The organism is Anaerotruncus massiliensis (ex Togo et al. 2026) (assembly GCF_900199635.1).
Taxonomy (GTDB): Bacteria; Bacillota; Clostridia; order Oscillospirales; family Ruminococcaceae; genus Anaerotruncus; species Anaerotruncus massiliensis.
On sequence record NZ_LT962687.1, the window covers coordinates 1720065 to 1740837 of the forward strand.

Here is a 20773-nt window from a genome sequence, read left to right on the forward strand (position 1 = left end):
CATTTCCCTAAATCATCGTTTATTACTTGCCACAAATTGCGAAAGTTGCACCCACAAGAAACGGGGTTTCCAGTTTCGAAACTGGAAACCCCGTAATCCCATTTTGTTGCTCACTTTAATGCCTACGCATCCAAATTGGGCTAATGAAAGAGGATCGGACTCTCGACCTTACGGATGCGAACCGTACGCTCTCCCGAGTGGTCCGCAAAGCGGGCCCTTTTATGAACATACCGTGTTGCTGTAACGTACGGAACAACACAAAGGCTGTAGATACCGCCCGCGCATTCCTACGCCAGTATCGTGACATTCGGTTCGGGCTTCTACACGCCGTCCTTGCGGTGCAGAGCGGGCATCCCGTCGCTGATGCACTGTCGCTTTCGACTGGCTGGATAAATTGAATCGCCATCTCGGTAAAGGTGACGCTATTTTCCTGCTCCACCGTTTCAAGCCTGTTTGACTCAAATTATTTTTGCTTTCTTTTATTATTCGTCCAAAGCTGAATCGCCCCTATGAGCTGGTCCACGTCGATTGGCTTCGAGATGTGGTCGTTCATGCCGGCGCTGTGCGCCCTGCCCACATCGGCCGCGAAGGCGTTGGCCGTCAGGGCTAAGATGGGGATGGCGCGCGCGTCCTCACGCTCCAGGCGCCGGATGGCTTCTGACGCCTGATAGCCGTCCATCACCGGCATTTGGATATCCATCAGGATGCAGGCGTACTCCCCGGGAGCGGATGCCTGGAACCTTTCCACCGCGATTTGCCCGTTTTCAGCCGTGTCGGCCAAGAGGCCGTGCATCGCCAGCAGCTCCACCGCAATCTCACGGTTTAGCTCGTTATCCTCCACCAGCAGCAGCTTTTTGCCCTCCATGCGGGGGCGGCGTTTCCCGGCGGGGGCAGCCTGGACGCCCAAGCGGTCCTGGCGGCAGAATTTGTGGAAGGTATGTATCATTTTGGATTTGAACAGCGGCTTTGTAATAAAGGCGTCGGCGCCCGCAAGCCGGAACTTCTCCTCTATCTCCGAGTAATCATAGGCGGAAATGATGACGATGGGCACATCCGGGCCTACCTTCTGCCGAATGAGCCGGAGCGTCTCTAGCCCGTCCATGCCGGGCATCATCCAGTCCAGTATCACGGCGAAAAAGTCATCCGCCGCCTCATGGGCCGCGACCACCCGGCTGACGGCCTCCCGGCCGGACAGCACCCAGCTGCTGCGCATGCCCAGTTCATTGAGTATTTCGCAGGCGCTTTCACAGATGATCGGATCATCGTCCGCCATCAGGACCGGCAGCCCGGAAAGCGCTGCGGTATCCGCCGTCTCCTCCTCACACAAATCGAAGGAGATGGTGACGATAAACTCGCTGCCCTCCCCCGGCTTGCTCTTGACCTCGATGGTGCCGTTCATCATGCGCACGATGTTCTGCGTGATCGCCATGCCCAGGCCCGTGCCTTGGATATCGCTGGTTTTCACGTCGTCCGCCCGTGAAAAGGGTTCAAAAAGATGCGGGATAAAGTCCCGGGACATCCCGATGCCGGAATCGGTCACACTGAAGGAATACTGCCCCTTGCCCTTGGCAAAGGATGGCATCTCCTGGATTCGCAAGCCCACCGTCCCGCCATCGGGGGTATACTTGACGGCGTTGGACAGCAGGTTCACCAGGACCTGCTGCAAGCGCCCGCCGTCGGTCACCACCTTCTCGTGCCGGACCCGTTCGGCGTTGACCTGGAGCGTCTGGCGCTTCTCCGTGGCCAGGGGCCGGAACACCTCCATCACATCCTCAATCAAATCGGCGAGGGAAACCGCCTCAGGCTCCAGGTCGATTTTCCCGCTCTCAATTTTGGACATGTCCAAAACCTCATTGATGAGGTTTAACAGGTGACGGCTGGCGATGTTGATTTTCCCCAGGCAGTCCCGCATCTTTTCCGGGGAGTGCAGGTTGGCCTGCGCTATGATCGACATGCCGATGATGGCGTTCATGGGGGTGCGGATATCGTGGGACATGGAGGCTAGGAAATTCGTCTTGGCGTCGTTGGCGACGCGGGCCGCCTGGCAGGCGGCCTCCAACGCCTGCCGCTGGCGGGATTGCTCCTGCCGCTCGGTGGTCATGTCCAGGCCCACGCTGTAATAGGAGGGGACACCGTCCCAGCTATCCTCCGCGCTGACATACCGGAAGGTGACGGACACAATTTTGGTCACCCCCGCGCGGGTGACAATCCGCCGCTCCACCGCTGTGGCCTCGCCGGTTTCCCGGGACTGGCGCATGACTTCCTCGGCATAATCGATGTCATCTGGATGCACATAGGTGCATTTGGATTGCAGTTCCTGCTCAAACTGCTCTTTTGTATAGCCGATGATGTCCAGGTATTCGCCGCCGTACCAGAGGATTGTCCGCAGATCCCGGGCGTCCACCCGCGCAAACCCGCCGTGGACGCTGTTGAGCAGCGCGTCCCGCTCCTGATCCTTTTTCGCCAGCTTATATTCGGCGCTGAAGCTGTCATGGGACAATTCCAGCCGCGCCCGATGGCCCTCCCAGTTGATCTCCAGGTCCTTGATGATAAAGGTGCGCTCCAGGTTCGGGTTGTAGAATTCCCAGGTGTAAAACGTCTCGCTGCACAATTTGCCGTTGGTGCAGAACGGGCAGGGGGAAGTACGCCCTTGGATCATTTCATAGCATTTGCGCCCCACCAGCTGGTGGGCCTGGGCTCCCAGCACCTTGCAGGAGGTTTGGTTCACATACAAAAGCTCATAGGTTTCCATGTCGCTCACATAGGCGTTGCCCTCATAGGTGTCCAATACCGAACGAAAACAATGCCGCTGCTGCCGGTACAGCCGGGCCTGCTCCTCTGCCTGCGCCACCAGATCGTCAACGCCGGTGAACTCAGCCTGGAGCACCTGCGCCCCCATCGTCTCCTCATTTGCTATCGTCCCCAAAAGCCGCGCATGGCAAAAGCCGCCTCCCCGCTGGGGCAGACGGACGGTCAAAGACATGCCGGGGCCGCTGTGCGCGGCCTGCAACGCCGCCCGGCGGATTTTTGCAAATTCGCCGGGCAGCGGCTCATATAGCTGCTTTAAGCTGCCAAAGCCCTCCCCCGCGGATGCCGCCATACAAAAAAAGCTGGAGTTTCCCCATAAAATCGTCAGGGGGTCATCCAGCAGGCAGCGGATTACGCCGGCCTTCAAAGATTCAATTCCCGCGGGGCAGCCCGCGGGCGCGTCTTTTGTGCTTCTCGCCCTTTTATCCACTTTTCTAACCACCTATTTGGGAGCAACGCCCGTTTGAGCCATTGTGTTCACATACCATTTTATTCTGTTTTGCTATCAGTATAGCAAAAAAAACCGGCAATCGCAATGGGTTTTGGAGATTTCGGACGCCGCGCCCCCGCGTGGCCGGAGCAATGGGCAGCTACCCTTTCAATAGGACCTTGAACGCCGAACCAGCCCCCGGCCGACTTTGCACCTGGATTTCCCCGCCATGGCGCTCCACAATCAGTCGGACCACGGCCAGCCCCAAGCCGGAACCGGGGATCTGCTGGGAGCGGGAGGGGTCGGCCCGGTAAAAAGGCTCAAAGATGTGGGGCAGCGCGTTTGCCGGGATACCCGGGCCGTCGTCTTTCACCGTGACGCTGACTTCGCGTCCCTCCCGCCCCAGCGTCACGGTGACCGCCCCGCCGGGGTGGTTGTACTTGACGGCGTTCTCAATCAAGTTGGCGAACGCCCGGTATAGGAGGTCGGCATCCCCCCGCACCGGCGGCGCCTGGCCGCCGACGGACAGCGTTACCCCGCATTCCTCCGCCCTGCCGGAAAGCTCCCGCACCGCCAGATCCAGCACCGGGCGCAATTCCACCGTCTCGTCCATCGGTACCTCCTTTGGGTTCGCCAGGGACAGGAGCCCGTCCACCGTCTTGATGATGCGCTCCAGGCTCTCACCGGTGTCCGCCATGAATTCCCGGTAGTCCGCTTCCGACGGGTGGGGGGCCATCTCCAGCACCTGAAGAGCGGATTTTATGACGGCAAGCGGGGTCTTTAGCTCATGGGCCGCGCTGGCGGCAAAGCGCTTCTGGATGAGGAAAGACTCCTCCAACCGCTCCAGCATCCCGTTGAAGGATCGGGTGAGGGCCAGCACCTCCCCCTGGGCGCCCGCTTCTGGGACACGCCGATCCAGGTGCCGGCCATCGATTCTCCCTGCGGACGCCGTCAGGTTTTTGAGCGGACGCAGCACCTGCCCCGTGGCCAGATAGGTGGAACCCACGGCCAACAGCGCTATCAGCGCCATGGCCAAAAGGGATTGGGCGGAAAACTTTTGGGATGCCTCCCGATAGAATTCAATCGGGGAGGCCAGCGCGTCGTCCGGCCCCGCGCCCTCCTCCCAGGCGGGATCCACCTCCACCAGACCGGACTCGAGCAGCGCGGCATAGTCCCCGTAATAGGCGCGTGCGGCGAACAGGGAGTTGGTGGTCAGCAGTAGACAGGCCGAAAGCAGGATGGCGGCCACAATGGCTGTCAAACGGGCCTGCAAGGTCCATGTTTTCAAGATGAAGCCTCCTCCGGGTTTTGGATGCGGTAGCCTTGGCCCCGCTGGGTGATGATATAGTCTCTGGCCCCCGCCTCGTCCAGCTTTTTGCGCAGCGAGTGGATGTGGAAGCGGAAGGCATTGGAAAAGGGGTCGGCCTCGCTGTCCCAGGCGTGCTCGATCAGCTCTTCCGCGCCGATCACCCGCCTGGCGTTTGTCAGCAGGTATTCCAGCAGCGCGTACTCCTTGCGGGTCAGTTCCACCGGCGATTGGCCGCACCAGACTCGCCGGGCCGCCGTGTCCACCCGCAGGCGCCCGCAGCGCAGCTGGGGATCGGCGGTGGTGAAGCTCCGGCGCAGCAGTCCACGGATGCGGGCCTCCAATTCCTTGAACTCGAAGGGCTTGGTCAGGTAGTCGTTGCTCCCCCCATCCAAGCCGCTGATTTTGTCCTCCAGCGTGTCCCGGGCGGAGAGAATGAGGATGCGAAAGTCGGCGTCCTGTTCCCGGATGCGCTGCAACACCTCCATGCCGTCCAATTTGGGCAGGTTCAGGTCCAGAATCATCAGGTCGTAATCATTAAGGCCATACAGCTCCAGAGCCTCCAAGCCGTCATAAGCGCAGTCCACCGCGTACCCCAGCAGGCGCAGTCCCTTGGCGATATTCTTCGACAGCAGGGCTTCATCCTCCACCAAAAGCAGTTTCATGGCTCCACTCCCTTTTTCCAGCGCACTGGACTTTTCCAGGCTTGTCAATGGCGGAGGCGCTTCCAACGCCTCCGCCAATTAGTATTACCAGATCACGATGCGATCCTCAGGGGCGACATACATCCCGTCGCCCGGCTGGATGCCGTAGGTGTCGAAAAACTCCTGGAAGTTGGAGAGCACCCGGTTGGTGCGCAGGATATTGGGGGCGTGCACATCCGACTGGGCCAGCCCGGCCAGCGTCTCATAGCTGCCCGCGCGCAGCCATTGGCGGGCGAAGCTGCGGAAGAAGGCGTCGTAGTCGGGGTTTTCCATGGTGGAGAGAACCTCCAGGCCGCAGGCAACGCCGCCGATGTCAGAAATGTTCTCGCTCAGGGTCTCCTTGCCATTGGCGGGGATGCCGGGAGCGGCCTCATAACCGTCGTAGAAATGCTCCGCCTTTTTGCACAGCGTTTGGAAGTGGGTGTAATCGCTGTCCGCCCACCAGTTGCGCACGGTGCCGGTGGCGTCGTACTGGGCGCCGCCATCGTCAAACATATGGGTAATCTCGTGGGCGATGGTGCTGCCGATGGCCCCCAGGTTGGCCTCAAAGGAGGCATTCTTATCATAGAAAGGAGCTTGGAGGATGCCCGCGGGGAAAATGAGGGTGTTGGTGTTCCGGCTGGCTGCGGCGTTGACGGTGAAGGCCGCCATAGGGAAACGCCGGGGATTCACCGGCTCGTCCAGGCCCTGAACGGCTTTCTGCCACTTGTCCGCCTCAGAGGCGGACACATTGGCAAAGTAGCTGCCGCCGTCGGCAACGCTCTTGATGTCGGCATTGTTAAAATCCCACTGGTCGGGGTAGCCGATCAGGACCGTGATGTTGTCCAGCTTCTTCATGGCCTCCTGCTTAGTGGATTCCTCCATCCAGTCCAGCCGGCTGATGCGGGTCTTAAAGGCTTCAATCATCATCCGCACCATCTTCTCCACCTCGGCCTTGGACTCGGCGGGGAAGTAGCGCTCCACGTAAAGCTGGCCCAGTTCCTCAGAGAGGAAGGACTGCACGGCCTCGTTGGCGGCCTCCTCGGGGGCGCCTGTTTCATAACCGAACTTCTCCGCCAGCTCCTGGCTCAGGTACCGGCTGAAGCCGGAAATCAGGGCGCTCTTCTGCATCGCCTTGAATAGCTCCAGGTTCTCTTCGGTAAACCATGTGGCGTAGGCTGCGAACTGCTTGTCGTCGAAGACCTGCATCCGGGCGTCGGCCTTGAGTCCGATGGCGACAAGCAGCTCGGAGGGCTTGGCCTGGGGCATCAGCTCGTCCAGAGACGTGGGGGTGTAGCGGTTGGACTGGCTCTGGAGGCTGCCCATCTCCTCGGCGCTGGAGGCGTTTTCCGCCAGGGCCTTCTCCATACGGAGGATGCCGTCAGCCAGCTGTTCCGCCTCGGGCCGGCCTTCGCCTGCCGCCATGAGCTGGGAGATCATGCCCTCCCGGTATTCCTTCACCATCCCGTTTTCCGGGTCGGCATAGTCCTCGGGAGTAAACATGGGGTACATGGTCATGAGCTGCATGACCTTTTTGCTGCTGTCCTGGGTGTCGGTGACGGCCACCATGGGGAAAATGCCGTTGCCGAAGTTGCCCAGTTCCTTGACCGCCAGGGCGATGGCCGCGTTGAGCTCAGAGAAATTTTTGGCCGCGTCTACTGCGTCCAGATACTTCCGCAGGGGCTCTACGCCCGCGGCGTTGCGTTCCTCCAGCGCCAGAACACTCTGGTAGAGGTCCCGGATTTTCTGCCGGGCACTGCCCTGGGGGTAGTCCTCGCCGCTGTGGACGATCTCCAGGATCAGGTCGTGGAGCTGCTTGTCGGTGTTGGCCACCACGGTGCTGGAGCCGCCCATGGTGGAACCGTCGCCAGGGAGCTCCAGAGCGTCCAGCTCACCCTTGTTGACGGCGGCGTAGAAGTTGTCCTTGAGATTGGTGCCGAAGACCTGGAAAAACCGCTGGGCCACGATTTCCGCGTCCTTGCGGGTTACGAGTGCGTTCATCTTGTCATTGCCGTCCTCGCCGGAGGAAGCGTCCTTGGGATCGGCGAGCTTGGCGGGGTCGCTCTCCATATTGTCCGTCATGTCGGTCTCCGGGGCAGACATCCCCTCGCCATCGGAGGTAGGAGCGTCCTGGTCCGTGGTCTCGGGCGCAGTCTCCAGCTCGGGCAGGCCCAGGTCGGAGGCGGCCAGCACGCCCCCATTGGACAGGTTACGCAGCGCACTCCAGGCCCACTCGGGCGCGTCGGTCAGATCGACGGGGGGCGGTGCGGTGTTTTTACCGTTGCCTGTGGGAGCGGGCAACTGGCCGAACGCCCGGCTGGCTATGACAAACATCTGGAGCCAGGTGGCCTGCTCCGCCTCGTCAAAGCCCTCCAGCACCCCGATGCGATCGGCGCCGGGATGGTAGTCGTCCGCGGCCTGGATGAAATAGTCGGCAAGCGCGCCAACGGTCATCGGCTTTGTGACGGTCTCGATGGGAGTGGGCGTGGTGCTGGAGGTGTTTTTATTGGGGGATGGACCCATGCATGCGGTCAGCGCCAGGAGCAAACTAAGCGACGCCGCCATCAGTTTCGCATAAAGAGTTGTCTTCATAAAAAAATCCTTTCCACTTCCGCAATGCCTTGGCAGCGCGGGATACTGTGGAAAGGATATCATACTCTTTGTTAGATTTTCGTTAGGATCACTTTATTTCTCCATTTCCCAGAATTCTCCTTTCACGGGGATTAGGATATTTTCCGCGCCTCGAATCCCTAACTGCACCAGTTGATTAACCGTAATGCACAACTCACGAGCCACCAGTTCTTCCAGTACGGTGGAAAAGCCGAAGACATCCCGTTCGTCCAATGCCTGGAGCATCCGGTTCAGGAACGGTGCGGCGACGCGGTTTATTGTTTCGGGGGTCCCCCTCAATCCACGCAGCGGATGCCCCCAGAAGAGAAGCCGCAAGAGTTCAGAATAGATGGTCCGAATCGTCTGGCTGGGGGTGTGCTCAGAGATCAGTCCCATGGACACATAGGTCATTAATTCAAGGCGCCGGCTGTCCCGGAGCTCCAGCAGGCGTTCCTTCCACAGGCGGAGCCCGCCGCAGTCCAGGGAAGCCAGAGTGAGTTCAGACACGGCCCGGGCGGACAGGGCGTATATTTGTAAGCATTTGGCCATATCCAGCAGCCGGTTCTGGATATCCGGCTGTGTGAGGTCGGCGTTCTCCGTACTCTCCATGGGGGATAGGACCTGAGCGCCGCGGGATCTGAACGATTTCACCGCTCCGATGCCGCCCAGCAGGCTGAGTGTCCGGCGGACCGTACTGATGGAAACTCCCTTTTCGACGGCGAGCCGGTGGGCCGGCGGGAGGAAACTGCCCACTGGATAGATCCCACGACTGATGTCGGTCAGAAGCTCGACGGCCAGGGAATACCGAAGTTGGGCAGACTTTTTATAGGCGTTCCAGCAAAAGCCGATCTGCGGAACTGGTTCTGCGATCCGATCTTCATAAAATCGGGACAACGCGTGCGCGAGGTCGTCCTGTGCGGTCTTCAGAACGTCTCTCAGCGTGGCCCAGTTTCCGTTGCGGCTGAGGACCGCCACGTTTTGCTGCCAAAACAGACCCTTTTCAAAATAGGGCGTGTTCTCCTTTACACTGTAGAACGGCCCTTGGAAAAAGAGGTAGAGGTATCGCATCAACCGCATCAGCAGATCGTTTCCCAGCGCGCCGTACTGCTGCTCCAGGTAATGCCAAATGACGGTGGGTGGCCTCTCCTCATCACGGGTCAGATGCACCATCCGCTCCGCAGCCTCCGGCGGCGAGTGCTTCAGGGACAGCCACAAAGCCCAGCCGAACAGCGGCCAAATAGACCAGCTCAGGTCGCGAAGTGCGGCTTCACGCTGTGCGAAATAGTGCCGTACATGCCCGTCGATCTCCTCCTGAGAATAGGAGACAGACACCTTGGCCCCGGCTTTTTGGGTCAGTGAGATAACTCCCTCGCGGCGCAGACGGTGATATGCCTGGGCAACGGTATCGATTGAAATATGAGACTGCCGGCACAACTCCTCCATCCTGGGAAGGCTCTCCCCACAGCGATAATATCCAAACTGAATTTGGGCAAGCAGATATGCGTATATGACCTGATGCAGTTCCAGTTCGCTTCCCACCATGACATCTCCTTGCCGTATTTCACATTATAATAATTATAACATTTCCACCCTTTAATTTCTATAAAGCATTGCTATCGTTTGGTTCACTTGCTATATAGGCACGGTCATGCGCGATTTGGCGGCAATCAAAAAGGACGGACCTCGAAAGTCAAACTACTCACCGAGCACCCGTTCACCAAAAGTTTTGGTCTATCGAGCCAAGCACAAACCTGGATTCGTGATAAAGAATATGTTATGACACTGAAACAACCGTGGACGGCCGCAGACGCGGGAGACGGGGAGGCTCGCAGCATTGAGGAGGGTTCGGACGCAAACGCAGGGGTTCAACATGGAAGTGATTCACCGGGATATCTTGAATCGCTGAGTCGAGCACTCTGACGGCTCGGCGTGCTTATTCCGCAGGCAAAAAAACAACTGCTATCTGATTCGATGGCAGTTGTTTTTTTGGTGGAGACGAAGAGGATCGAACTCTCGACCTTACGGATGCGAACCGTACGCTCTCCCGAGTGGTCCGCAAAGCGGGCCCTTTTATAATCATACCGTGTTACTGTAACGCACGGGCCAACGCAAGGGCGCTGTGGGTAACATTTTCGACGTGTCCGGACGTGTCACATCGTCGACCGGATAGAACGGTAGGAAGTACCCGGCGCATTTTTTTCTAGTGCGCTATTGCTGCGCCGTCTGCCATCAAGCATATTCCGCTTCTAATTCCTCGCCTCCCGCATTCGATCGTTTCTTCAATATGCACCACCTGTTCCCGTACGCCGGATCAGGCGGCCGGTTTTCTGCGAAGCGGCAGCGCCAACATCCTGATTTTTGGATCCCGGATGCTGGTGGTCTACCTCGCGACGAGCAGGAACGCGCCACGCTCATACCACTCTTCGATGCCTGTGTCCAACACAGTCGATCCGGCACGAGCTCTGTTCTCACCAGCGAAGCGATCGAGCTGGAGACGGCGGACGGAAACGCCTATCTTGTCTGCTTTTATGAGGTCCCCACCGGTCCATCGGTTAAAATATCTCATCACCTACTGCCCGATTTCGGAAATCGGCGTATGGGTCCGGGACGCGTCGGTTTTGGTACTCGTTATTTCCTCATTTTTGCCCGTCTGACCCGCGCAGCGCTCTGGATGACCACCCGCGGCATCACACGGCCGCTGCATCGGCTCTACTGAAGCACGGGCTTTTTGCAGCCTCGGCGAGGCCGCCTACACGATTTTGGAGGAGAGCGCTCGGCTCACAGATCTGGTCAACAGTCTCCTGTATTCTGCGGCGGACCCTTTCCGCGTTTTTGGGAACGGCCGGCGGCGTCCAGCTCCGGAGAAAGGAAACCCGGTATGCGCATGCACGCCGGACTCCTCGAGTCATGACTAGGATAAAGGATCAGAGCGTCAAAATGGTCACGGCGGCCAGCTTGCACCGCTCGAAAAGGGAATCGACCAGAGCATATTCCTGCTTACTGTGATTCCATTCTCCCCGCACTCCGAATCCGCAGATGGCGGGCACGCCGGACGCGACAACAAACGTCGAGTCTGACCAACTGCCCGCGGCGACCGGCTGGGGCGTCTCAAGCCGCAGTATCCGCGCGGCCTGCGCTACGTGGGAGTGAAGCTCCAGAACCCCCTCGGTACGCTCCATTGGCGGGCGCGGATTGATCGTTTCCAGGACACAGACGGTGTCTCTGGTGTAGCAGGTATCGGCAATCCGATGAATTTCCTCTTGAACACGCGCCGCTTCCGCCTGACTGGAGGCACGTACGTCGAGCATAGAGACGCACTCGGCCGGGACAGCGTTGGGGACGCTTCCGCCGCTGATAACGCCGACATTGACGGAGGTCCCGGCCGCGTAGTCGTTGAGCGCTTCAAAGGCGAGCACCTTGTGGGCCATTTCCCGAATGGCGCTGCGGCCCTTTTCAGGGGCGAGCCCCGCGTGGGAGCCGACGCCCTTCACCGTGCAGCGGAATCGCACCGCGCTTTTGCGCTCTACGATCACGTCGCCGCTGAGAAGACCGGTCTCAAAGTTGAAGGCGGCCCGGCAGCCTTTCGCGCCGGTCTCAAACAGCTCTCTGCTGCGTTCACAGGTATATTGATGACCGCCCTCCTCGTCGCCCGAAAAGGCGATCCGGATGGGCCGGCGGTCGTATCCCGCGTCCATCAACGCGCGCAGCGCGTAGAGCGCGATCACCAGTCCGCCCTTCATGTCCAGCACGCCCGGCCCATATGCCTTGCTGTCCTCGATCCGGAAGGGGATTTCCGCCAGTGTACCTTTGGGGAAGACGGTGTCCATATGCCCCATCAGCAAGACCGGAGGCTCCGGATGGCGGACGCCCCATTCGGCGGCGAGGGAGTTCCCCGCCCTTTCCATGGAAATGATGCTGGATGGTACCTCCCAATTTGCGAGAAGGTCTGAGATCGTCCGCGCGATTTGATCGGTGCCGGCCTTGTTGGTGATATCCCCCTCGATTTCCACCAGCTTTCTCCATAGATTAAGCATTTCCTCCCGGTGCGAATCAATGGAGGAAAGGACGGCATGCAGCAGTTTATCCTCCACTAGGAATTTCCCTCCTTAAAGTACGAGTAGATGAAGCCGGCAAATCCCGCAATGGCTGAAAGCAGAATGACGATTGATTTCGGCGTACCTGCGGCGGCAATCGAAAGCGCGCCGTTGGCGGTGACGAGCGCGACAGCCTGCACCAGCACGATGCCGATTCCCATCAACATAAACAGCACCAGTGAAAGGGTAAAAATCCAGGAAAGCAGTTTTTTTATGGAAACTTTCATATTCTTCACCTCCGTTAATGAAAGAGCGGGAGGATCCCCAGGCAAATCAGGATCCCGATCAGGATGGTCGGCAGCGCGTAGAAAAGCACAAGCGGCTTAAAGGTTTCCGCAGGGTTGCGAAGCCCCGAAATGCCGCTGGAGATATAGATCGGCGCGGAGTTTGGAGGGATACAGCCCTCGTTGCTGAAGAAGAGCAGAAGCGCGCATACGGCGGCGACGGGCACGACCCCCACGCTGCGCAGCGCGAGATAGGAGACGGACCCGATTGCGGTGGTCGCGGCCGTTGATGTGAAAGGCCCGACCATCAGAGAGATCAAAAATGCCACGCAGACGATGATAACAATGCTGGGCAGGGCGTTCAACGACGCAAAAACTGCAGAGAACTCCTCCTCCAGTCCGAGATTGATGAGCACCCTGCTGGAGGTATACGCAAAGAAGAGCAGCGCGCCGATGTCGCTGTAGCTGCCAATCGCGTTTTTGCTGAGCGATACCCAGCCCTTCAGCGAATGGGGAAGGTGTTTCCAACCCTCGCAAATCGTGATGATCGAGATAAGGACAGGAATCCAGAAGATGATCGAGATACTCTTGACACCCTTTTCACCGAAGGATTCCAGGCTCTTGAAGAAGACGGAGACGGGGCCGACGGTCAGGATAACCGGCAGGACGGCACCGATAAAGATGAGCAGGGAGCGCCATCCGGAAGCAATAGCGGCCTTAAAGTGCGGCAGCTCCTCCGTTTTGAGCGGCTGGATATGGTCCTTATGGACGAAATAGGGGATGAGCAGCAGACGGTAAAGGAGCACCCAGAGCCCGGCGCTGAAAAGTGCGATGTACAGCTCTCCGTTTGTCACCTCGGCAGCGATCGCCGTCATTCCCAGCAGCAGGAACATCGAGTTGGAGGGCGGAAAGATGACGCCCAGGCCGGCATTCCCCGCGACGACGGTCGTCGCGTTTTTTTTCGACCAGCCGGTGTTTTCCATCCAGGGCAGGGTGATGGTGCCGACAGCCGAAACGTTGCCCGATGGAGAGCCGGAGACCATGCCGAAAAGCGCACTGGCAACTGTGGTTACGTAACCAGGTCCGCCGCGCAGCCGGCCGAGGAAAGAGTTCAGGATGTTGATCAGGCGGCCGATGATACCGGTTTGGTTCATCAGGTAGGACATAAATACAAACGCCATCGCCACAAACAGGACCTCCTGTTTCAAGGCGAAAGTGATGCCCGACTGAAGATTGGTTAGTGCGTTTCTGCCGGAAATGATCAGCAGCACCACCAGCGCGACCCCCATCGATTCCGCGATTTTCCGTTTGAACCGCATATTCATGACAAGGATGATCGCGATATAAGCCAGCAGAGAAATGATACCGAATCCCATTATGAAACCTCCTCTTTTATTCACACGTCGCGTTTTTGGCAGCGATTTCAGAGACATACCTTGCGACGGTCGCGCACACTCGGGAATCGAACACGTCGGGAATGATGTATTCCTCCCGCAATTCCCCATCGTCCACGAGTGCGGCGATCCCTTTTGCCGCCGCCAATTTCATCTCCTCTGTGATTGCGGGGGCGCGGGCGTCGAGCGCGCCGCGAAAGATTCCGGGAAAGGCCAGCACATTGTTGATCTGGTTCGGATAGTCGCTGCGCCCTGTGCCGATGATGCGCGCGCCGCCCGCTTTTGCCTCCTCCGGCATGATTTCGGGCGTCGGGTTTGCCATGGCAAAGACGACGGGGTCGCGGTTCATCCGCCGGATCATATCGGACGAAACAATTCCGGGCGCCGAGAGCCCGACAAAGAGGTCGGCGCCTTCCATGATGTCCGCGAGCCCTCCGTGGATGCCGCCGCGGTTTGTCAGGGCGGCAATCTCCGCGAGCGCGGGGTTCAGCCCGGGCCGGCCCTCGTAGACGACCCCCTCAATATCGCACATGCTGATCTCGCGGAACCCGGCCGCGAAAAGCAGCCGTACAACGCTCTGCGCCGCCGCCCCGGCGCCGCTGACGGCCACCCGCGCCTCGGACGGCTCTTTTTTTAACAGCCGGAAGGCGTTGATGGCGGCGGCCGCCACCACGATCGCGGTTCCGTGCTGGTCGTCATGAAAGACGGGGATATTGCAACGCCGTTTCAGTTCCCGTTCGATGTAAAAGCACTCAGGAGCCTTGATATCCTCCAGATTGATCCCGCCGAAGCTCGACTGGATGCGGCAGACGGTGTCGATGAAGAGGTCCGGGTCCTTGGTGTCCACACAGATCGGGAACGCGTCAATCCCCGCGAACCGTTTAAAGAGGATGCATTTCCCCTCCATGACCGGCAGGCTGGCGTCCGCGCCGATATCCCCCAGCCCCAGCACAGCGGTCCCGTTTGTGACGACGGCGACCAGGTTGCTTTTGGAGGTGTAGTCATAAATGGCATCGGGCCGCCGCATGATATCCAGACAGGGGATGGCCACACCCGGTGTGTAGGCAAGGCTCAGATCCTCGCGGCTTTCCACGGGGACTTTGGTATTCACCTCGATTTTCCCACCGTGGCGGCGGTGGAGCAGACGAACCTTTTCTTCAAAATCCATGGCAATTCCTCCGTATCTCTTGCCAGCCTCACATTTTTGCGTCATAATGGAAACAGCCTCAGAGTAAAAATGAGGAGGGCGGCAGATGAAATTTAATCAGCTAATATATTTTGCGGCAGTCTGCCAGTATGGTACAGTGACGGAAGCGGCGCGGCAGCTTCATATTTCCCAACCCTCCCTCACTTCAAGCATCCGTCAACTGGAAAGCGAGTACCAAGTGAATCTGTTCCACCGCGTTGGCAGGCATCTCACACTCACGCGGGAGGGAGAACAGCTTCTGGTGTGGGCACAGGAGATCCTCAAAAAGGTCAGCGACACGGAAAACGCCCTCCGGGACCTCGCGAGCAAAAAGAATCGGATTTTATTGGGGGTTCCCCCAATGATCGGGAGCTTTTTATTCCCCCGGATCTTCGCGGGGTTTCATGAGGAATACCCGGAAATCGATCTGGAAATCCAGGAGCAGAGCTCCCGGGAAATTTACCGGTTGCTGGCGGAAGAACAGCTTGAGTTGGCGATCGCGCTGCTGAACGATGTGGACTCGACGATCTTCAAGTGCAGGAAGCTCTACACAACCGAGCTCTGCTGCTGTGTAAGTCGGAATCATCCGCTGGCGAATGCCTCCTCCGTCGATATGAAGTTGATGGAGCGGGAACGGGTCGTTTTGCTGCGCGGCAGCCAATACCATGTGGAATGCGTAATGAAACGGTATGATGAAGCGGGAGTTCGCCCATTGGTTGTACTGCGGTCCGCCCAGCTTGCCACCATCAAGCGTCTCGTCGAAACCGGACAAGTCATTTCCTTTCTTTTCCGGGAGGCGGTGGACCCGAGAGAGCAGATTTCTGTGCTGCCGCTCGATCCACCGCTCCTGCTGGACGTGGGGACGGTGTATAAACGAGGTCATTACCTCTACAATGACGTATCGAAGCTGCTCGATTATATTAATCGTATGTATCAATAGTCAACGTGCCCAAAGCTTTCGCACGATGGAGAAATATCTTATGAAAGAATGATAACAGAAGATCATATATATGTAAAATATCAATAATCTGCATTATTATAGATTATTCCTATTGATTGCCCCAAACCGGCATCCTTTTCAATACACGAAGGGAGCCGGCATTTTTTTCGGTAAACCAATCCCGCGGTCGCGGTAATGTTGAGGGACCTCGCAGCTCCTTCCTGAGGCAACGCGCGGCCGGGTTGGCCGATCCAGCCGATCTGTTTACACGATGTATTGCTTATGACGATGTCCGCCACACCGGTTATTAAAAAGCAGATGCCATCTAATCAGATGGCATCTGCTTTTTTGATGGTAACGGTGGAGATGGCAGAAAAAAGGCACCATCTTTCGATGGTGCCTTTGGTGGAGACGAAGAGGATCGAACTCTCGACCTTACGGATGCGAACCGTACGCTCTCCCGAGTGGTCCGCAAAGCGGGCCCTTTTCCCCGAAAATCCGTGTACTTATCTACAGTGTATTGATAAACGCTGTACAGTTCCAAAGGGTTACCGCGACTTACACCGACATCCGGCATCCATGCCATGGTACGCCGTATCAATTTCGTCCCAAATGGACTCCCGCGTTACAGATAATACATATCCGCCGGGTCCTTCTGCGCGGTGCGGCGATAGTGAACGTTCGGATATCCCAATACCAGCGTGGTCACCGCTTTCGTATGGGTCAGATGCAGCTGGCGGCGAAGGGTGGGGAAAGTGTTTACAATCCGGGCAAAAAAGCCGCTGTACAGGACGCCCAAGCCAAGGGCCTCGGCCATCAGCTCCATATTGGAGGCGGCCAGGGAAGCGTTGATTTCATCTTTGGAAACCACGACAATGGCAACCGGTGCGTTCTTGAAGAAAAAATGGTCGTCGATGACGGCGTTTCGCGCGGTCGTGCTCATCAGCTTCACCACAGGCAGCAGCCTTTTCGCAAACCGCACCGCGATCTGCTCATAACGGCGGATTTCCTTCTGAAGCACAATGTAGGAGACATTCTGCGCGTTGCCGCCGCTTGGCGTCAGACGGCCGGCCTCGATGATCTGCGCAAGGACCTCCGGGGCGACGGGCTTCTCTTTGTACTGCCGGATGCTTCTCCTGGTGCGGATGGCCTCCAGAAGCTGATGCGGGTCCAAAGCCACCGGTTTCTCTATTTCGATTGGCGGCTCATCAAAGCCTGTAATGGAAACGGCGGCTTTGGGACATATGGCGACGCAATGCCCGCACATCAGGCAGCTTTGCGACCTTACCACCGCTTTTTTATCCTTCAGTCCAAGGTTGTAGGCGGGGCAATCCCGCACACACATCCCGCATCCGATACATTTGTCATGGCTGATTTCTATTCTGTGCTCTCTCATAATATTTGGCTCCTTAAATCCGTGTAAATGGGTTTATTGCAACCCGCGGGCCCGCATGAAGGCGCTGCGGGTGGCGTTACCGATGCGTCCGGGCGTGACCGCGTCGCCGATGGAATAAAGCCGCTCGAAGTGCCCGGTGCATTCTTTCTCCAAGGCGCTATTGCTACGCACACCGATGGCCAGCACTGTGGCGTCGGCCCGGATTTCTTCCAGCACGCCGTCCTTGCGCCTCAGATAAAGCATCCCGTCGCCGATGCGCTCCAGCCTCCGGCCCGGCAGGAACCGCACGCCGCCCTTTTCCAGCCGCCCGATCACGTCGGAGGCGTTGATGGGGTAAGCGCCGGGGGCGATCTGATCCGCCATCTCGATGATGGTAACGGTGTTCCCCTGCCCCATCAGAAGCTCCGCCGTTTCAAGCCCGGTCATGCCGGAACCGATGACGGCAACCTCCTTTCCGGCGTAGGTCCTTTCGCCTGTCAAAATCGGCGTGACCGTGGTCACCGTGTCCGAATCGGAGCCGGGAATCCGCGGCGCTGCCGCTTCCGCGCCGGTGGCGAGGAACACCGCGTAGGGGCGAAAACTTTCTATGACCTCTTTGGCAGCCCTGGTGTTATATCGGATGTCCACACCCTGCCGGAGGGCCTGATGGGTCAGATACTGGATGAACCAGTCGATTTTCTCTTTGAGCGGTGGGGCCGCCGCCAGGATGAGCTGTCCGCCAGGGGCGCCGCCCTGTTCCAGCACGGTCACCTTGAAGTCCCGCGCCGCCAGCTCGTTGGCCGCAGTGAGTCCCGCCGGGCCGGCGCCCACCACTACGACCGGCCGCTGCCGCCCATCCTTCGGCGCGGTGCGGGGGAACTTGCTCTCCCGGCAGGCACGGGGATTGACCGCGCACTCCACCGGCTTGCCGTTCATGATGTTCTCCTGAAAAGACTCCATACAGCGCAGGCAGCAGATACAGCGGTTGATCTCCCCGCTCCGTCCCTCCATTGCTTTTTTAGCCCATTCGGGGTCGGACAGATAGGAACGACCCATGGCGATGAAGTCCTGCGTCCCCTCCGCCAGCTGCGCCTCGGCCTGCTCCGGTGTGCGGACCAGGTTGGCCGCAATGACGGGGATTCTGACCTGCTCCTTGACCGCTTTCGCCAGATACTTGCGCCAGCCTGGGGGGAAACTGATGGGCTCGCAGGAAGTCTGCGCCGTGTCGTAGTTGCCGCTGCTGATGTTGAGCGCATCGACGCCGAAGCGTTCCAGCCGCTTTGCCATCTCCACGCCCTCCTCCAAGAGGATGCCCTGGCCGGGATAACCGATCGTGTCGTAAAATTCTTCCACCGAGAGGCGCACACTGATGGGAAAATCCGGTCCGCATTCGGCCTTGACGCCCTCGATGATCTCCTTTAGAAGCCGCATCCGGTTTTCCAGCGAGCCGCCGTAATCGTCCTCCCGGCGGTTGGTATAGGGGCTTAAAAACTGCTGGAGCAGATAGCCGTGGGCTGCATGGAGCTCCACTCCGTCCGCCCCGGCCTTTTTCACCCGCCCCGCGGCGGCGATAAATTGGCCGATCAGGGTTTTGATCTGCGGGATGGTCATGGGGACGGTCTTCTGATGGCGGACGGGGTTGTCCCCAAGCCCACAGGGGACGTCACTGGGGGCCAGAAGCGGCTTCATGTACTTTTCCATCCGCTTCGCGGTTTTGGGATCGTCGATCATGGAGGCGTCGAACCTGCCAGCCATCTTGAAATACCAATCCCAATAAGACGGGAAGATCCGCGCCATCCGTTCGTTAAACCGCCAGATGGTCGGAAAGAGCACCACATTTTGCCGTCCGGGGTGGTAGAGCTGCATAAACAGCTTGGCTCCATGGGCGTGCACCCGTTCCGCCGCTTTGCGGAGCGGCTCAATATACCGGTCGTGGGACATGGACAGCATGCTGGGGTAAGCCACGGCGTCCGTCTCGTTCACGCGGGTGCATTCGGTGATCATGAGCCCCACGCCTCCGGCGGCCCGCTCCTCGTAATAGGCGGCAAGCGCGTCGCTCACCGCGCCGTCGTGGTGGGCAAGCCCGACACACATGGCGGTCATGACCAGACGGTTTTTGACCGTCACCGGGCCGATCCTCCCGGGTGTAAACAAATGGGGATATTCCATATTTGAAACCTCGCTTTGATTTTTGATTGTGGCGGAACAGACCATTTACACATCCAGATAGTTGTTTTTTCAAATGTTTATATTTTTGCACTTGTCTGGATTTCGTCTTTAGTCTATAATGGTTTTCATGGAAAGGCAAGTGACAGAATTAAACGGACGTAGAAATTTAGACAAAACCAAAAATTTGTCAAAGGAGTTGCAAAATTTGAAATATGACTTGACGAAAAAATTGACCATCGGAGCAAGCCGCACCCTTTATTCTCTCCAGCAATCGCTGCTTTCTCTGCTCTCTGAAAAATCTTTTGAGGAGATCGCCGTCGGGGAACTGTGCGAAAAGGCCATGCTGCCCCGGGCCACCTTCTATAATTATTTTGACGACAAATACGACCTTCTGGAATACTGCATGATGGCGGTCCGCGACCGGTTGGACAGCGGCTGCCGGGACACAGGGAATTGCGTGGAGCGGATGAATAAGTTGATGGAAAACTGCTTCGATTTTTTGGATCGGAGCATTGAGACGGTGGGGGCGATCTTGAAGAATAACCCGCCCAACCTGTATTTTATCAACCAAATCCGGTTTTACCTGCTGTCCAATATGTCGGCGGCCTTTAAGAGCAATCCGGATTCCCACCGCTTCAAGGTGCCTCAGGATATGGCGGCGAACCTGTACAGCCAGGTGATCCTGATTATTTTGGAGTGGAAATATCTGGACAAAAAGGAGTGCTCCAAGGAGCAGGCGAAAGAATATCTGAAGCAGATGGTCAGCGGGATCGAACCTGAATAAGAGAAGGAGTGTATGGGAATGGTTTTTTATTTCAGCGGTACCGGCAACAGCCAGCGGGCGGCAAAGCAAATTGCGGAACTGCTCGAAGATGAGCTTGTCTCCATCAATGCTTGCCTCAAAAGAGGCGAAAAAGAGGCGTTCCATTCGGAACGCCCACTGGTGGTCGTGGCTCCCACCTATGCCTGGCAGATGCCAAAGGTGGTGGAGCGGTGGATTCGTGAGACGGAGTTTGAGGGGACGAAAGACATCTATATTGTCCTGACCTGCGGCGGGAGCGTGGGCAATGCCGCCGCCTACGCAAAGAAGCTCTGCGCGGAAAAGGGGCTGCACTTCTCGGGGCTGGCGCTGGTCGCCATGCCGAATAACTATGTGGCACTTTCCAACACGCCGGACAAGGCGGAATGCGCGGCGATCCTGGAAAAAGCCGGGGAGCGCATAGTATCATTGGCCGCGCTGATACAAAAGGGGGAACCGTTTCCCGAAGCCGCCATCTCGTTCAAGGACCGGATGAACAGCGGGCCGGTCAACGGGCTGTTTTACGCCCTTTTTGTCCATGACAAGGGCTTTGCCGCGTCGGAAGCCTGCGTTTCCTGCGGCAAATGCGCCCAGCGGTGCCCGCTGAACAATATCCGCATTTCGGACGGAAAGCCGGTTTGGAACGGAAACTGCACTCATTGCATGGCTTGTATCGGCGGCTGTCCCACCGAGGCAATCGAGTATAAATCCGCCTCCAAGGGTAACCGCAGATATTACATCATGAAAGATTGACG

The 20773-nt window shown here is 58.1% G+C and carries 14 protein-coding genes; 3 read left to right on the top strand and 11 right to left on the bottom strand.

All coding sequences use genetic code 11. The features are described from left to right. Positions 1-463: 463 nt before the first annotated feature. The 9 genes from C1A13_RS08580 to C1A13_RS08625 all read right to left on the bottom strand — a co-directional run bounded on the left by C1A13_RS08580 (position 464) and on the right by C1A13_RS08625 (position 14717). Positions 464-2983 (bottom strand): hybrid sensor histidine kinase/response regulator, encoded by a 2520-nt coding sequence (locus tag C1A13_RS08580; RefSeq protein WP_242970839.1) that lies wholly within the window; start codon positions 2981-2983, stop codon positions 464-466. Positions 2984-3398: 415 nt separating this feature from the next. Beyond that, positions 3399-4526 carry a sensor histidine kinase gene (locus tag C1A13_RS08585; RefSeq protein ID WP_242970840.1) on the bottom strand — a complete coding sequence of 376 codons (1128 nt, stop codon included), beginning with the start codon at positions 4524-4526 and terminating at the stop codon, positions 3399-3401. Further along, positions 4523-5209 (bottom strand): response regulator transcription factor, encoded by a 687-nt coding sequence (locus tag C1A13_RS08590; protein ID WP_101551071.1) that lies wholly within the window; start codon positions 5207-5209, stop codon positions 4523-4525. The genes C1A13_RS08585 and C1A13_RS08590 overlap by 4 nt, the downstream gene beginning before the upstream one ends. 84 nt (positions 5210-5293) lie before the next feature. Further along, positions 5294-7819: a M13-type metalloendopeptidase gene (locus tag C1A13_RS08595; protein ID WP_242970841.1), complete on the bottom strand. Its 2526-nt coding sequence runs from the start codon at positions 7817-7819 to the stop codon at positions 5294-5296. Between the two features lie 93 nt (positions 7820-7912). Then, on the bottom strand, positions 7913-9376 hold the full coding sequence (locus C1A13_RS08600) for a GntR family transcriptional regulator (RefSeq protein ID WP_367379706.1): 1464 nt from the start codon (positions 9374-9376) through the stop codon (positions 7913-7915). Between the two features lie 1385 nt (positions 9377-10761). Beyond that, positions 10762-11928, bottom strand: coding sequence for a M20 family metallopeptidase (locus tag C1A13_RS08610; RefSeq protein ID WP_101551075.1), 1167 nt, complete (start codon positions 11926-11928; stop codon positions 10762-10764). Further along, positions 11928-12158: a hypothetical protein gene (locus C1A13_RS08615; RefSeq protein WP_101551077.1), complete on the bottom strand. Its 231-nt coding sequence runs from the start codon at positions 12156-12158 to the stop codon at positions 11928-11930. The genes C1A13_RS08610 and C1A13_RS08615 overlap by 1 nt, the downstream gene beginning before the upstream one ends. Before the next feature lie 14 nt (positions 12159-12172). After that, positions 12173-13531: a TRAP transporter large permease subunit gene (locus C1A13_RS08620; RefSeq protein ID WP_172439223.1), complete on the bottom strand. Its 1359-nt coding sequence runs from the start codon at positions 13529-13531 to the stop codon at positions 12173-12175. Between the two features lie 16 nt (positions 13532-13547). Beyond that, entirely contained in the window at positions 13548-14717 is a 1170-nt protein-coding gene (locus C1A13_RS08625; RefSeq protein ID WP_101551081.1) for an NAD(P)-dependent malic enzyme, read from the bottom strand. 85 nt (positions 14718-14802) lie between these two features. Here C1A13_RS08625 and C1A13_RS08630 point away from each other — a divergent pair, with 85 nt between their 5' ends. Beyond that, positions 14803-15675 (top strand): LysR family transcriptional regulator, encoded by an 873-nt coding sequence (locus tag C1A13_RS08630; protein WP_101551083.1) that lies wholly within the window; start codon positions 14803-14805, stop codon positions 15673-15675. A gap of 625 nt (positions 15676-16300) precedes the next feature. Here the strand turns inward: C1A13_RS08630 and C1A13_RS08640 are convergent. Together C1A13_RS08640 and C1A13_RS08645 are read right to left on the bottom strand one after the other, a co-directional pair. Then, a complete protein-coding gene (locus tag C1A13_RS08640; protein ID WP_101551086.1) occupies positions 16301-17071 on the bottom strand; it encodes a nitroreductase family protein in 771 nt (256 codons plus the stop codon). Between the two features lie 33 nt (positions 17072-17104). After that, positions 17105-19264 carry an FAD-dependent oxidoreductase gene (locus tag C1A13_RS08645; RefSeq protein ID WP_367379707.1) on the bottom strand — a complete coding sequence of 720 codons (2160 nt, stop codon included), beginning with the start codon at positions 19262-19264 and terminating at the stop codon, positions 17105-17107. A gap of 160 nt (positions 19265-19424) precedes the next feature. On the opposite strand from C1A13_RS08645, the gene C1A13_RS08650 reads away from it, so the two are divergent. Further along, entirely contained in the window at positions 19425-20003 is a 579-nt protein-coding gene (locus C1A13_RS08650; protein WP_172439224.1) for a TetR/AcrR family transcriptional regulator, read from the top strand. 18 nt (positions 20004-20021) lie between these two features. Continuing rightward, positions 20022-20771: an EFR1 family ferrodoxin gene (locus C1A13_RS08655; protein ID WP_101551089.1), complete on the top strand. Its 750-nt coding sequence runs from the start codon at positions 20022-20024 to the stop codon at positions 20769-20771. The last annotated feature ends 2 nt before the right edge of the window (positions 20772-20773 follow it).